Origin of the sequence: Aquimarina addita (assembly GCF_039539305.1) — a bacterium.
GTDB classification, from domain to species: Bacteria; Bacteroidota; Bacteroidia; order Flavobacteriales; family Flavobacteriaceae; genus Aquimarina; species Aquimarina addita.
In genome coordinates this window covers 59,579-75,135 of record NZ_BAABCW010000012.1, presented here as the reverse complement: position 1 = coordinate 75,135, position 15,557 = coordinate 59,579, and the positions used below count along the sequence as shown (strand labels likewise).

The window sequence follows — 15,557 nt, the reverse complement described above, 5'->3', positions numbered from 1 at the left end:
AATTATTACTTTTGCGCCGATGATAAAACGGTTGTATATAGCGTTGATTCTCTTCTGTGCTACTTTATATTCGCAGGGAGATAAAAAGTACTTTAGTTTAGATGTAGATAATATATACGGTACTATTATAAACCATAATCCAGATATCTCTCATTTGATTACGGGACATCCTTCTGGTGTTATGTTATCATTCAATCAGAAAACTTTTGGAGAAAAAGAATGGCAACGACTCTATAACGATCCGGATTATGGGGTTACATTTATCTATCAACATATGGATGATGAGTTTCTGGGAGATAACTACGGACTCTACGCACACTATAAATTTTATTTCTTTAAACGTTATTTGACTTTAACCTTGGGTCAGGGGATAGCATATAATACAACTCCCTATGATCAGGATGATAATTATAGAAATGTTGCCTATGGTTCTCATATTCTAAGCTCTACTGTTGCAAGCCTTAATTTTAGAAAAGAAAATTTAATTGGAGGATTAGGGGTTCATACAGGATTAGGAATTATTCATTATTCAAATGCTAATTTTAAAGCTCCTAACAAGAGTACAAATACTTTTCTTTTTAATATAGGAATTAATTATTTAGTAGAAGAACAGCTTTCTGAGCACTCTAAGAAAGAAAAGGGTTTGGTTAAAGGCTCAGAGCCTGTTAGCTATGGATTTATTGTAAGAGGTGGAATTAATGAAAGTGATTTAGTAGGATCAGGACAATATCCTTTTTTTACACTAGCTGCTTTTGCAGATAAACGATTAAATAAGAAAAGTGCAATTCAGTTAGGAGCAGAGTTGTTTTTTTCTGAAGCATTAGCGAAATATATAGATTTTAGGTCTACCGGAGGTTTTAATGATGGAACTTCTGGTGATGAAGATGCTAAAAGAGCAGGAATATTTGTAGGACATGAATTGAGGATTCAAGCTTTCTCTATTCTTACACAACTGGGATATTATGTGTATTATCCTTATGATTTTGAAGGAAAGATTTACAATCGAGTAGGGCTTCAATATTATTTTGGTAAAAACATATTTAGTTCATTAACTGTGAGGTCACATGCTGCAAAGGCAGAAGCAGTTGAACTTTCAATCGGATATAGGCTATGAGAAATGTTCTATGTATATGGGTGTTGTTAATTTTTATTACTAGTTGCAACACAGAGAATGCTCCAGATTGTTTTCAAACAACAGGTAATATTATCGTTTCCTATGTTGAAGTCCCTGAATTCACAAGAATTTTGGTGAATCCAAACGTAGAATTGATTTTAGAAGAAGGGAATGAGACTGTAGTAAGGATAGAAACCGGTGATAACTTATTAGAAGAGGTCAATGCAATTGTTAATGGAGACCAATTAATAATAAGTAATACGAATGATTGTAATTTTGTAAGAGATTTTAATCAAACCAAGGTCTATGTAACAGCTCCGGATATTAGAGAGATACGAAGTGCAACACAATTTGATATTTCCTCTGATGGTGTATTGGGATACTCTTCATTAAGTTTATTGTCAGAAGATTTTAATGAAGAGTCAGGAAATACGAACGGTACATTTCATCTTGAAGTAGCTTCAGAAAATATAACAATTATAGGAAATAATATCGCTTCATTTTTCATATCTGGAGAAGTAGAAAACCTTGACGTTCAGTTTTTTTCTGGAACAGGAAGGTTTGAAGGAGCAGGTTTAACTACGCAACACGTGAAAATTTTTCATCGTGGAGCGAATAAAATGATTGTCAATCCGCAAAAGTCTATTGAAGGAGAGATAAGGAGTACCGGAGATGTAATAGCCATAAATATTCCTGAGATTATTGAAGTACAAGAATTCTTTACTGGAGAATTAATTTTTAATTAATAGAATTCCTCCTGGTCTCTGCTTTGGCTGTTCTCTTAAAATCAGTGTAGGCTTTAAAAATTAGATAAACAGCTCTGTATGCTGATTCTTGTAACGAAGCAATCTTATTTTTGATATCTCACACCTTAAAGTAGATACAATTTATTAACAGTTTATTCACAAATCATATTAAATTAATCTTAAAAAAGATGTTTTTTCCCATCTTTAAGAATTTTAAAAAGTGTTTTTTTTGTTTAAAATATAGTACACGATATTTTTTTTGCAAAGTGTTAGTGGTTTAATAATTTGATTTTCAGTTTTTTAAGTTTATTTTTTAGATATACCTAAAGTAATTTTTTTTTACGGTTTATGCGTAGGTTTCAAGGTGGTTTATAATAATTAATTCATAAGAATTTTCTTTAGTTTTAATAAAATTATTCCAAAACACGGAACTTTAATCGCGAAAAATGATATTTAGTCGACAAAAATCTACTTTTAAAAATAATTATAGTTTAGATAATTATCTAAAAACAGAACTTTATGAGCTCATTCAAAATGATGCAAAAGTTTTTGAATTTATTCAGGATTCTGTATTAGACGGAATCTGGTTTTGGGATTTGGATCATCCTGAAAATGAATGGATGAGCCCTAAATTTTGGACAACACTTGGTTACGATCCTAATAAAATGCCACACCGATCTTCTGCGTGGCAAGAGATTATTAATCAGAACGATTTAAAGGAGGCAATGGTTAACTTCACTAAACATTGTCGTGATTCCACGTTTGAATATGATCAAATAGTAAGATATACTCATAAGTTAGGGCATACAGTCTGGATTCAATGCCGGGGTTTAGCAATCAGGGATGATTTTGGTAAACCTTTACGAATGCTTGGAGCTCATTCTGATATTACTAAGTTAAAAAAAGCAGAAGAAAACCTGAAAAAACAATTAGATCGATATCAACATATTATTGATGGTGCGAATTTAGGTACCTGGGAGTGGAATGTTAGGACAGGTGAGACTATTTTTAATGAAAGATGGGCAAATATTATTGGATATTCTTTATTAGAATTAAACCCTGTATCTTTTGAAACTTGGGTTAATAGCGCACATCCATTAGATCTGGTAAAATCAAATAAATTATTAGAAGATCATTTTAAGGGTGTTACAGACTATTATGAATGTGAATCCAGAATGAGACATAAAAATGGTGAGTGGATATGGGTATTGAATAAAGGAAAAGTAGTAAGCTGGGATGCTGATGGTACTCCAGAATGGGTTATAGGATCACACCAGGAAATAACAAAAAGCAAGAAAGCATTAGAGAAAAATCGCTTATTTGTTGCTCAGGCCCCTAGTGCTATTGCGATGTTTGATACGCAAATGAGATATCTTGCAGCTTCACAACGCTGGCTAGATGATTATAAAATTAATGATCAAAATATAATTGGAAAATCGCATTATGAAGTGTTTCCTGAGATTGGTGATAATTGGAAAAGAGATCATCAAGAGTGTTTACAAGGCAAAATTTTAAAAAAAGATGAAGATTCTTTTGAAAGAGAGGATGGGAGTATTCAATGGATTTCTTGGGAGTTACGACCTTGGTATACCAGTGAGAATATAATAGGAGGAATATTAATGCATACTGCAGATATTTCTAAAATAAAAGAAGTAGAAGCTATCAATCAGGAACGTAAAACTTTTCTGGAAGCTATTTTGGATAGTATTGACGTTGGGATTGTATCCTGTGATAAGAATGGCAAACTCTTACTATTTAACAAAGCTACAAAAGAATGGCACGGGTTACCTCCAGGTCCTGTACCTCCAGAAGAATTGTCTAAATATTATGGATTATACCGCACTGATGGAATTACACCACTATCTGCAGATGAAATTCCGTTGTTAAGAGCACTTAAGGGTGAGATAATAGAAAATGAAGAACTAACGATTGTTACAGCATCTGGAGTAAAAAGAAAAATAACTACAAATGGTTCTCAGCTTAAAGGAGCAAACGGAGAAGTTTTTGGAGCTGTCGTTGCAATGCACGATATCACCAGAGTAAAAGAGGCGGAAGCATTGAACCAAGAACGCCAAACATTTCTGGAAGCTATTTTAGATAATATTAATGTGGGAATAGGGTCTTGTGATAAAGACGGTAATATTACATTATTTAATAGTACTACAAAAAAATGGTTTGGATTACCTGATGACTCTGTACCTACATCAGAATGGTCTGATTATTTTGGTTTATATAAGGAAGATGCGATTACTCCCTTGGAAAATAATGAGATACCATTATTAAAGTCTTTAAATGGAGAAGAAGTTAACGAATATGAAATTGTTATTACGACAAAGAACAAAGAGAAAAGGCATATTGTAACTAATGCAAGTCAGTTAATAGGAGCACAAGGAGATATTACTGGAGCTGTCGTTGCAATGCATGATATTACAGACAGAAAAAATGCAGAAGAGCAATTAAGACAAAGTGAACAAGCTTTCAGAGGAAATTTTGAAAATGCAGCGATAGGGATGGCTATTATAAATCTGGAAGGACAATGGGTTGAGGTAAATAATTCTCTGTGTAATATTATAGGATATACTATGGAAGAGTTAAAAGAGTCTTCCTTCCAGGATATAACACATGCAGAGGATTTAGATAAGGATTTAGAATTTTTAAATGAATTAGTAGAAGGTAAACGATCTTTCTATCATTTAGAGAAAAGGTATATTCACAAGAATGGGTATAATGTTCATGTGATTTTATCAGTATCTACAGTAAGAGATAAGGATGATAACCCACTTTATTTTGTCTCACAGATTACTGATATCAGTCCTAGAATCAAAGCAAGAAAAAGATTACAACAGACTCTGGCAAAGTTAGAAGGAATACTAGAGGCGAGTAGTCAAGTGGCTGTCATAGGTACTGATACCACAGGATTGATTACTAACTTTAATACAGGTGCAGAAAACTTATTAGGTTATAAAAGAGAGGAGCTTATTTTTAAGGAAAATCTTCAGATTATGCACGTGCCTGAAGAAATTCGGGTTGTTGAAGATGAGTTGTCTAATATTTTACAAGAAAAAGTTAAAGATTTTACCGTGTTTACAGCACTGGCAGATCGTGAAAAGCATTTTACAAGAGAGTGGTCATATGTAAGAAAAGATGGTACTCAATTTCCTGTGCAACTTACTATAACGGCGATTAAAGAAAATGATAGTATTATAGGATACCTTGGGGTTGCTGCAAATATTAGTGAAATTAAAAATGTAGAAAGAGAATTGAAATCCTTACTTGATGTTTCTAAAGATCAAAACAAACGACTTCGTAATTTTGCTCATATTGTATCACATAATCTAAAATCCCATTCGGGAAATTTTGAAATGTTATTGGATCTTTACATTCAGGAAAATCCAGAAGCCATTAATTCAGAAATTATTCAATTATTTCAGACTGCATCCGTGAACCTTTCTGAAACTATCAAGCATCTTAATCAGGTGGTACTCATTAATAATTCTATCAATGATAATCTGGTTCCCATTAATGTGAGAGAGGCTATAAATAATATAGCCAAGACAGTAGGAGGTATTGCGCTGGAGGCAGAAGTGTCAATTATCAACAACGCTTCTGCCGATGTTAATGTGATGGCAATACCCGCTTATCTGGATAGTATTCTGCTTAATTTTATGACTAATGGTATAAAATATCGCTCTGAAGATAGAAATAGTTTTGTTAGTTTCGAAATTAAGCAGGAAGATGAATTCTCTGTCATTAGTATTAAAGACAATGGTATAGGGATTGACTTAAAACGTCATAGAGAAAAGCTGTTTGGAATGTATAAAACGTTTCATAATAATGCTGAAGCTAGAGGTATTGGTTTGTTTATAACTAAAAATCAAATTGAAGCATTAGGAGGCAAAGTAGATGTCTTCAGTGAAGTAAATAAAGGAACTAATTTTAAAATATATTTAAAAAATGAAGAAGTTTAATATCGCATGCGTGATAGATGATGATCCGATCTTCGTCTTTGGAGTAAAAAAAGTGATGCAAGTCATTGATTTTTGTAATAGTATTTTAGTTTTTCGAAATGGTCAGGAGGCTTTAGATAATCTTACTGCTATCATATCCAGTAATGATAGTATACCAGAAGTTATTATATTAGATCTTAACATGCCGATTCTGGATGGATGGCAATTTCTAGATGAGTTTGTTAAAATTCCGTGCGAAAAAAAAATCACTATTTATATAGCCTCCTCCTCAGTTGACCCTAAAGATACGTTAAGAGCAAAATCGTATGAAATTGTTAGTAATTATATCGTAAAACCAATTTCAATCGATGTGCTGAAAGATATCTTACATGATGTGAAGAAGGCGGGATAATTTACGGCGAATAAGTTAAGATTATAAAGTAGTTTTGAATATCATTTCTAGTAATAATTATGATAAAAAAGTAAAAGATGTCTTGTAGATGAGAAGAATTGACATAGCCTGTATTATAGATGATGATCCTATCTATGTGTTTGGAGTTAAAAAAGTAATGAATGTTATTGATTTTAGCAATAGTGTGATGGTTTTTAGAGATGGGCAAGAAGCACTTAACAACCTAAAAGCAATCATAACAGCTAATGAGAAATTACCTGATATTATTTTATTAGACATCAATATGCCAATTCTAGATGGTTGGCAATTTCTAGACGAATTCGTAAAAATTCCGTGTAAAAAAAAGATCACTATTTATATAGCCTCCTCATCAGTGGATCCTCAGGATATGCTCAGAGCTAAGAAATATAGTGTGGTAAAAAACTATGTTGTAAAACCTATTTCGATTGATAAATTAAGAAAAGTATTGGTTGATTTTAATAAAGCTATTTAGTGTTACTATCTTTTTTTGGCTGAGTTAATTCAATAAAAAGACTTTCTAAGTCTTTATTTTTTCTGGAAAGCTGAAGAATTTTTAATTCGTTATCATGAGCAAAATCAAAAACGGCAGGTCTCATATCTTTTTTAGTATCAAAGATAATTTGATAACAAAAGCCAGAAACATTTTTAACACTCGTAACATTAGGTAGTTTTAATAAAAAAGCCTCTTCTAATCTATAATCAAATTCAACTTCTACCATCTGATCGGTTTGGTCAATCATTTCATTAAGATTCTTATCAGCAACGATCTCTCCTTTATTAATGATAATAACACGGTCACACATTGCTTCTACTTCTTGCATAATATGCGTAGAGAGAAATACTGTTTTTTCTTTACCAACAGATTTTATCAATTCTCTGATCTCTACCAATTGGTTAGGATCTAATCCGGTAGTAGGTTCATCAAGAATCAGAACTTTTGGGTCGTGTAGTAATGCACAAGCTAGTCCTACACGTTGCCGGTACCCTTTAGATAATTGATTGATTTTTTTATTAGCCTCAGGAGTTAGTCCGGTTAGTTTTATGATTTCTTCTATACGAGATTTTTTTATTTTATAAACCTTAGCGTTAAAGAGAAGATATTCTCTGACATACATGTCCAGATATAATGGATTATGCTCTGGAAGATATCCTACGCTTTTTTGTACTTGAGTAGGATCAGATTGAATATCAAAATCATTTACAGATGCTTTTCCTTCAGAAGGAGGTAAGTAGGTCGTTAATATTTTCATCATCGTAGACTTGCCTGCACCATTAGGACCTAAAAAGCCAACAATTTCTCCTTCTTTTATATCAAAACTCACATTGTTTAGTGCTTTTTGATGATCATAAAGCATAGAGATATTAGATACTGAAATTGACATATATTGTTTGATTTTGATATAATCAAAAGTACATAATTCAATATTTATTGTGCAATGTATAAGAAAAATAAACCATTAGTTTTTAACTGTGGTACAAATTAGAACTTGTTGACATCCTAGATACTTCGATTTTGAGTACGCTTTACTCATTAAAAAGATTATTTTGCTCGTTAGGGGTTTTATAAAATGACTTTTTTGAAGAGATTTGAAGTAATAAATATCAAAAAAGAGAATTTATATTGATAACTTAAAAACGAATACTGATGAATGAAAAATTTGTACTCTCTATAGGTAAACCATGTTCTGAAAAGTTTGGCAATTTTAAACAAACAGATACTGGTGGTTTTTGTAATTCATGTCAAAAGACGGTGGTCGATTTTTCAACATTGAGCGACCGCCAAATTTCAGCGTATTTTGAGAAAAATCAAAAAAATATCTGTGGTAATTTTAATAAGTCACAGTTAAAAACATACTCCAGTAATATTGTATCGGTTAAAAAAAAGTCAAGAATAAGTGCATTAGGAGCAGGATTAATGAGTTTTTCTTTGATTTCATTAGGATCGGTTCATCATAGTTGGGGGCAACATACGGATCAGGTAATCGTAATGCCTGTGTCTCAAAAAGAAAATTTAAGCGAAGAAAGTAAAGACTCAGAACTTACACAAGGAGAATATGCAATCGAAGGGACTATCGTGGATAAAGAAAATGGTGATCCTTTGCCAGGGGTAAATGTAATGTTAAAAGGTTCTAATATAGGGTGTGCTTCGGATTTTGATGGAAAGTTTGCATTTCCCAAATTATTGAAAACTGGAGATACATTGATAATAAATTACATGGGTTTTGAGACACAAAAAATTGTGGTGTCTGATAATCAAAAACTTACCATCGTTATGGAAGAATCTCATGAGTTATTGATGGGAGAAGTAGCAGTACACGAAGTATACGCTTCAAAACGAACATTTTGGAAGAAAATAAAATGCATATTTAGATGATCAAAGATTTATCAACGATATTATTAATGTGCGGAGTGATGTACGGGCAGCAGGCTGATTTTGCTAAAATGGATTTTCATCGTGCTGATAGTATTGCAGCGGTATATAAAGAAGAGAGCCTGAGAAATTTGCCATTGTTAGCATATCAATTGACTAGTTCTCTGCCCACCAAAATAGAAAAGTTTAGAGCAATCTATACTTGGGTAAGCACTAATATTGATAATGACTATACATATTATTTAAGAAATAAAAGAAAAAGAGAAAAGTTCGCTAATGATAGTTTGGCTCTTATTACTTGGAATAATTCTTTTCAGTCAAAGGTGTTCGAAAAATTATTGAAAGAACAAAAAACAATCTGTACAGGTTATGCATATATTTTAAGAGAGTTAGCCTCTATGGTAGATATAAATTGTAAGATCATTGATGGATATGCTCGTACAACTACTGCTAATATAAGTGAACCTGGCACCCCTAATCATTCCTGGAATGCTGTAGAGATTGATCACACTTGGTATTTGTGTGATGCTACATGGTCTAGTGGAAGTTTTGAACAGAGTGCGCATTCATTTAAGTTTATACGTAATTATAATGATAGTTATTTTTTGACAGATCCAGCATTATTTAGCAAAGATCATTATCCATTAGATACAGCTTGGTTATTAATGGATAGTAAACCTGAATTATCTCAATTTTTAAATGCTCCTTTAATTTATAAAAATGCATATGATCATCAGGTAATACCTTTAGAACCAAAAGAGATGAACTTTCAGGTAGCAAAAAATGATTTGATAACTTTTTTGTGTAAAGCATCAGAAGATGTAGGTCTAGAAGATGTAACCGTTGAAATTGTTTCCGGGATAAAAAATCTCACAAAAAAACCTATGGTTTTTCGTAATAATGACAGAACTTTAAGTATAACTCATAAGTTTGAGATACTGGGGTATTATGATGTTCATATTAAGATCAAAGATGATTATGTAGCTAGTTATACGGTAAGAGTTAAGAAAAAGAATCGTTCCTAAATACTCAGTCTTTTAGTAGATGGTGAAACGATTTGATGAATTTAGTTAAATCATATTCTGTTTTTTTATCTGTAATATGACCGTTTTTGTTTATTTTACCCTTACTACCTTGAATTAATAAGGTTGTTTCATTTGTGAAATTAGTTTCCAGTGTTTTCATAATTAGTATAAGCTCTTCATGTCCTTTTTCACCATTGGCAGAAGCAGTAATCAATCCAATAGGCTTTGTAGAGAAAACTGTAGTTGATACGCACCATTCGATAGCATTTTTTAATCCACTAGGAATACTGAATATGTATTCTGGTGTGCTTATTAAAATTGCATCAGCATTGGATATTTCATTTCTAAATGCCGTTATTTGTTTGGGAGTATCAGTATCTGTAAGTGCTGGGTTAAAATGGGGTAATTCTGACAAGTTTTCAAAAACAATAAATTGATAGGTGTTTCCCATTGTTTTAGCGACCCATGTGATAAGTTTTAAATTAGATGAATTTTTACTGGCACTACCATTTATAGCTACAATTGTCTTCTTTTTAGTCATTAGATTGATTGAATACGGTTTTTTAAATATAAAACTCAGAAGAATGTTTGATTTCTTTTAGTACAAAAGTACTATTCAAAATGCCAATATTTTCAATTTTAGAAAGTTTGGATTTTATAAAGTCATGATATTCTTCCAGGCTTTTGGTGTGTATTTTTAAAATAAAATCAACTTGCCCAGCCATATGGTAACATTCCTGTACTTCTGCTAACTCCTGAATTTGTTTCTCGAATTTCTCTATAAAAGCCTCATTGTGGTACCGCATGGAAACCTGACAAATGGTAGTAATCGATCTGTCTATTAATTTTTTGTCTAGAATAGCAACATACTTCTTTATAAAACCTTGCTTCTCTAATCTACGTACTCTTTCGTATACAGGAGATGATGTGAGATTCAGTATTCCAGCAATTTCTTTTGCTGTTTTTTTAGAATCACTTTGTAAGATTCTTAGAATTGTAATATCTGTAGGGTCCAATTGTTCCATTATAATACCAATAAAATTTACTTTAAAAATTAATTTCAAGATAAAGATAAAGTAAATATAGCTTTAATTATAGGTTAATAAAGGTATTATTACTTAGTTTTTGTTTAAAGGCGATTATAAAATTTGCTATTTGTAAATTAGTAAGTGAATAATGCTTTAACTGTGTTAATTTTTTACTAAAAAATATGGAAACAAAAATTTTAATAATTGGAGCTAACGGGCAATTAGGTCTGGTACTTACTAAAGCACTACAGTGTAAATTTGGATTAGAACGTGTAGTAGCTTCAGATCTGGAGAAAAGAGAGCAGTATCAGGGAAAATTTGAAGTAATTGATGCTACGGATATCAATAGAATTCAGGAAGTTGTTATCAATCATAAAATTACGCAGATATATCACTTAGCTGCAATTTTATCAGCAAAAGGAGAAGAGAATCCATTGGGCACGTGGGATATTAATATGAAAACATTATTCAATGTACTCGAAGTGTCTAGAATGCATAAATTAGATAAAGTATTCTTTCCTAGTTCGATTGCGGTTTTTGGTGAAGGCGCGCCTTTGGATCATACACCAAATGATGCATATTTAAATCCGGCTACCGTATATGGTATGAGTAAGGCATCAGGAGAAAACTGGGCAAATTATTATTATTTGAAATATGGGTTAGATGTTAGATCCATACGATATCCAGGCGTTATAGGATATCAATCCCAACCCAATGGAGGAACTACAGATTATGCTGTGGATATATACCATAAAGCTATTTTAGAAGAGGAGTTTATTTGTTTTTTAGAAGAAAACACTACGCTTCCCATGATTTTTATGGATGATGTGGTGCGAGCTACCATAGAGCTTATGGAAGCGCCAAAAGAAGTTATTACGATGAGAACTTCTTATAATATCGCCGGAATTAGTTTTTCTCCAAATCAAATTGCACAAGAAATCCGTAAAATTTACCCTAACTTTAGAATTGTATATAAACCTGATTTTAGGCAAGAAATTGCATCAAAATGGCCACGATCTATTGATGATACAGTTGCAAAAAACGATTGGGGTTGGGAACCAAAATTTGACCTAAAAGATATAACGGCAATTATGGTTCAGGAATTGAAGAAAAAATATAAAAGGGATTCAGAAAATAAAACGATTCGTACGGTATATACCGAGGTCTAAAAATACGTATCTCATTAAAAGAATATTAATTATTATAAAGTATAACTAATAATGTTTAGAACAGTAAAAAAAGATATACAGAAGGAATTAGACGAAATAAGATCAGAAGGACTTTATAAATCTGAAAGAATAATAACAACACCTCAAGGAGTAGAAATAGATACTACAGACACAACAGAAGTACTTAATTTTTGTGCAAATAATTATCTAGGACTCTCTGCTCATCCCGAAATTATTGAAGCAGGTAAAAAAGCAATTGATTCTCATGGATATGGATTATCATCGGTACGTTTTATTTGCGGGACACAAGATATTCATAAAGAATTAGAACGTAAAACGGCTGCATTTTTGGGTATGGAAGATTGTATTTTATATGCAGCAGCATTTGATGCTAATGGAGGGCTTTTTGAACCCATTCTTACAGCAGAAGATGCCATTATCTCAGATGCATTGAATCACGCATCTATCATAGATGGAATTCGATTATGTAAGGCAAAACGATTGAGGTATGAGCATAATAATATGGTAGACTTAGAAAAACAGCTTAAATCTGCAGAGGGATCAAGAAGAATATTAATTGTAACTGATGGTTCCTTTTCTATGGATGGAACGATTGCTCAATTAGATAAAATTTGTGATCTGGCCGATGCTTATCAAGCCATGGTGATGATTGATGAATGCCATTCTACAGGTTTTTTGGGTAAAACAGGCCGTGGTGCTCATGAGTATCGTGATGTAATGGGTAGAGTTGATATTATTACAGGTACTTATGGTAAGGCGCTGGGTGGTGCCTCAGGAGGATTTACAGCGGCAAGAAAAGAAATTGTAGAAATGCTTAGACAACGCTCCAGACCTTATTTGTTTTCTAATACAGTAGCACCTTCTATTGTAGGAGCGTCGATTAAAGTACTGGACATATTAAGTTCTTCCACAAAGTTACGTGACAGACTAGAAGAAAATACAGCCTATTTTAGATCTGAAATGAAAACAGCAGGATTTGATATTATTCCTGGTGATCATCCTATAGTTCCCATTATGTTGTATGAGGCAAAATTAGCACAACAATTTGCAGCTAAGTTGCTAGAGGAGGGGATTTATGTAATAGGATTTTTCTATCCGGTCGTTCCTAAAGGAAAAGCCAGAATACGAGTACAACTATCAGCAGCACATGATCGTAGCCATCTCGTGAAGGCGGTAGAGGCTTTTACTAAAATAGGTAAGGAGCTGAATGTGATTTAAATACGAACGTTTGTTAGTGTTTTCAATTTTAGAAGATTAATAGTAATTGTTAGTTTTTATTTAAAATATGATATAGATATGGCTTCTAATTTTAGAATATCATGATAATGGAGGTTATATGATGAAAAAAACAAAAAAAAACTTTGAATAGAAATACTTTTAGCTAATTTAGCAACCGACAAAAAACAGAAATGAATAATTTATTTACTTGGAATCGATTTTACTTTTTCTTCTTTTATTTTAAAAGTTGAAAAGGGATTGTTATGTAGATAAATAAAAATTTATAAAACTAAAATCCCGATGAAAATCGGGATTTTTTTTTAGTAATAAGTGAATGAGTACGTTGGCAACAATCAAGATAATTATGATTTTTGATCTTCGTTAAGTTAGTTTGATAATAGAGAATGAAAAAAATCGATCAACAAATAACATCTGGTAAAGAAAATACTTCTGTACATGATTTTGAAGTTCAGAAAGTGGCAATTCAAGGCGTAAAAGGATCCTATCACCATGGTGTGGCACACGCTTATTTTGGCTCAGATGTAAATGTGTTAGAATGCATGTCTTTTCAGGATGTGGTAAATAGTCTGGAAAATGGAACGAGCACTGATGCTGTGATGGCAATTGAAAATTCTATTGCAGGATCAATAATACCCAATTATGCTTATATAGACGAACACCAACTTACAATTAGCGGAGAGTATTTTTTGCCAATACACCATTGTTTAATGGCATTAGAGAATCAAGAGATTAGTGATATTAAAGAAGTCTACTCTCACCCTATGGCATTACTTCAATGCAAAGAATTTTTTAGAGGATTACCGCATATTAAGTTAGTGGAAGATGCGGATACTGCTGATGTAGCAAAAAGAATCCGGGAGCAAGGACTGAAAGGAGTCGCTGCTGTCGCAGGAGAAACCGCTGCCAATATTTATCAATTGAATATTTTAGCACGAGAAATCCAGACTATCAAGTCTAATAGTACCCGATTTTTTATTCTGAATACCAGAGAAGATTCTGGTGTAGATAAAAAAGATATTAATAAAGCTTCACTAAAGTTTTTGACAGATCATAAAAGAGGAAGCTTAGCTACCGTACTAAATGTAATGAGTGATTGTCGATTAAATCTTACTAAGATTCAATCATTACCAGTTATCGAGAAACCGTGGGTGTATTCTTTCTTTGTAGATGTTACTTTTAATCAATATGAAGATTATAAAAAAGCACTTTCTATATTAAAAATAATAGCACTGGAATTAAAAGTTCTGGGTGAATATAAAAATCAAAAAGGATGAATATCCAAACTGCAAATAGATTAGAAACTGTAGAAGAGTACTATTTCTCCACAAAATTGAGAGAAGTACGTGCACTTGCACTTGCTGGTAACCCCATTATTAATATGGCTATTGGTAGCCCGGATTTAGATCCGCCAAAAGAAGTAGTGCAAGCGATTCAGGATGCTGTCCTTGTTGATGGAGCTCATAAGTATCAAAGCTATCAGGGGCTGCCAGAGCTGAGAAAGGCAATTGCAGATTTTTATAGTGCTAAATATCAAGTTATACTAAATCCTGAAAATGAAATTTTACCCCTTATGGGTTCTAAAGAAGGGATTATGCATATTTCTTTAGCTTATCTAAATGAAGGCGATCAGGTATTAATTCCTAACCCGGGATATCCTACATATACATCAGTGACTAAATTAGTGGGAGCAGAGCCGGTATACTATGACCTCACGTTAGAAAATAATTGGGAACCTGATTTTAAAAAATTATCGGAGCAAGATATAAGTAAGGTTAAAATAATGTGGGTTAATTATCCACATATGCCTACAGGAGCTGCGGCTAACTTGAATTTGTTTAAAAAGCTGATTGCTTTTGCAAAAGAACATAATATCCTGCTAATTAATGATAACCCTTATAGTTTTGTGCTAAATGATAGACCTGTCAGTTTGTTATCGCTGGAAGGTGCAAAAGACGTAGCACTCGAATTAAATTCGTTAAGTAAAACATTTAATATGGCTGGGTGGCGAGTAGGTATGGTCAGTGGAGGTCAGGATAAGATTAATGCTATCCTTAAGGTAAAAAGTAATATGGATAGCGGGATGTTTCAGGGAATTCAGAAAGGAGCAATTGCTGCTTTACAGATTTCTGATCACTGGTATACAAAAATGAATACTATCTATAAGGAAAGAAGAGAATGGATATGGTCATTAGCCGAGGTTCTTAACTGTACTTATGATAAAACTGCAGCAGGAATGTTTGTGTGGGCTAAATTACCAGCTGGAACCGATAGTATAGAATTTATAGATACTATCTTGCACAAATATAGCGTCTTTATAACACCAGGTGCTATCTTTGGAAGCAATGGTGAAGGATACATCCGTTTTTCACTATGCGTAACCAAAGAAAATATTGAGAAAGCCTTAAGTAGATTAAAGAACCATGAAATGGGAGCTCATGATACAGTCGTAAATCAAAAAGTGTAA

At 32.7% G+C, this 15,557-nt stretch carries 14 protein-coding genes; 11 read left to right on the top strand and 3 right to left on the bottom strand.

The genetic code is table 11. The annotated features are described in order from the left end of the window. Nucleotides 1-19 precede the first annotated feature (19 nt). From ABD816_RS14580 to ABD816_RS14560, 5 genes are all read left to right on the top strand, one after another. Nucleotides 20-1,114 carry an acyloxyacyl hydrolase gene (locus tag ABD816_RS14580; RefSeq protein WP_344928608.1) on the top strand — a complete coding sequence of 365 codons (1,095 nt, stop codon included), beginning with the start codon at nt 20-22 and terminating at the stop codon, nt 1,112-1,114. Continuing rightward, the gene (locus tag ABD816_RS14575; RefSeq protein ID WP_344928606.1) at nt 1,111-1,860 is read left to right on the top strand and encodes a head GIN domain-containing protein; all 750 of its coding nucleotides are present in this window, start codon (nt 1,111-1,113) and stop codon (nt 1,858-1,860) included. The genes ABD816_RS14580 and ABD816_RS14575 overlap by 4 nt, the downstream gene beginning before the upstream one ends. Nucleotides 1,861-2,306: 446 nt before the next feature. Continuing rightward, nucleotides 2,307-5,828 (top strand): PAS domain-containing protein, encoded by a 3,522-nt coding sequence (locus ABD816_RS14570; RefSeq protein WP_344928604.1) that lies wholly within the window; start codon nt 2,307-2,309, stop codon nt 5,826-5,828. After that, a complete protein-coding gene (locus ABD816_RS14565; RefSeq protein ID WP_344928602.1) occupies nt 5,815-6,219 on the top strand; it encodes a response regulator in 405 nt (134 codons plus the stop codon). Before ABD816_RS14570 ends, ABD816_RS14565 begins: the two co-directional genes overlap by 14 nt. A gap of 88 nt (nt 6,220-6,307) precedes the next feature. Further along, complete coding sequence (locus tag ABD816_RS14560; protein WP_344928601.1) at nt 6,308-6,712, top strand: response regulator; 405 nt, start codon at nt 6,308-6,310, stop codon at nt 6,710-6,712. On the opposite strand, the gene gldA is transcribed toward ABD816_RS14560, so the two are convergent. Continuing rightward, nucleotides 6,705-7,622 (bottom strand): gliding motility-associated ABC transporter ATP-binding subunit GldA, encoded by a 918-nt coding sequence (gldA, locus tag ABD816_RS14555; protein WP_344928599.1) that lies wholly within the window; start codon nt 7,620-7,622, stop codon nt 6,705-6,707. The genes ABD816_RS14560 and gldA overlap by 8 nt on opposite strands. Before the next feature lie 263 nt (nt 7,623-7,885). On the opposite strand from gldA, the gene ABD816_RS14550 reads away from it, so the two are divergent. After that, nucleotides 7,886-8,614, top strand: coding sequence for a carboxypeptidase-like regulatory domain-containing protein (locus tag ABD816_RS14550; RefSeq protein WP_344928597.1), 729 nt, complete (start codon nt 7,886-7,888; stop codon nt 8,612-8,614). After that, entirely contained in the window at nt 8,611-9,636 is a 1,026-nt protein-coding gene (locus ABD816_RS14545; RefSeq protein ID WP_344928595.1) for a transglutaminase domain-containing protein, read from the top strand. Before ABD816_RS14550 ends, ABD816_RS14545 begins: the two co-directional genes overlap by 4 nt. A 4-nt stretch (nt 9,637-9,640) precedes the next feature. Here the strand turns inward: ABD816_RS14545 and ABD816_RS14540 are convergent, their stop codons facing one another. Then, nucleotides 9,641-10,177: an NADPH-dependent FMN reductase gene (locus ABD816_RS14540; RefSeq protein WP_344928593.1), complete on the bottom strand. Its 537-nt coding sequence runs from the start codon at nt 10,175-10,177 to the stop codon at nt 9,641-9,643. 22 nt (nt 10,178-10,199) lie between these two features. After that, the gene (locus ABD816_RS14535) at nt 10,200-10,661 is read right to left on the bottom strand and encodes an Lrp/AsnC family transcriptional regulator (RefSeq protein ID WP_344928591.1); all 462 of its coding nucleotides are present in this window, start codon (nt 10,659-10,661) and stop codon (nt 10,200-10,202) included. 185 nt (nt 10,662-10,846) lie between these two features. Between ABD816_RS14535 and ABD816_RS14530 the strand changes: the two genes are divergently transcribed. The 4 genes from ABD816_RS14530 (at nt 10,847) to ABD816_RS14515 (ending at nt 15,557) form a co-directional block, all read left to right on the top strand. Continuing rightward, a complete protein-coding gene (locus ABD816_RS14530; protein ID WP_344928589.1) occupies nt 10,847-11,833 on the top strand; it encodes an NAD-dependent epimerase/dehydratase family protein in 987 nt (328 codons plus the stop codon). A 51-nt stretch (nt 11,834-11,884) separates the two neighbouring features. Continuing rightward, nucleotides 11,885-13,072 carry a glycine C-acetyltransferase gene (kbl, locus tag ABD816_RS14525; RefSeq protein WP_344928588.1) on the top strand — a complete coding sequence of 396 codons (1,188 nt, stop codon included), beginning with the start codon at nt 11,885-11,887 and terminating at the stop codon, nt 13,070-13,072. A gap of 404 nt (nt 13,073-13,476) precedes the next feature. After that, a complete protein-coding gene (locus tag ABD816_RS14520) occupies nt 13,477-14,367 on the top strand; it encodes a prephenate dehydratase (protein ID WP_344928587.1) in 891 nt (296 codons plus the stop codon). Continuing rightward, complete coding sequence (locus ABD816_RS14515) at nt 14,364-15,557, top strand: pyridoxal phosphate-dependent aminotransferase (RefSeq protein ID WP_344928585.1); 1,194 nt, start codon at nt 14,364-14,366, stop codon at nt 15,555-15,557. The genes ABD816_RS14520 and ABD816_RS14515 overlap by 4 nt, the downstream gene beginning before the upstream one ends.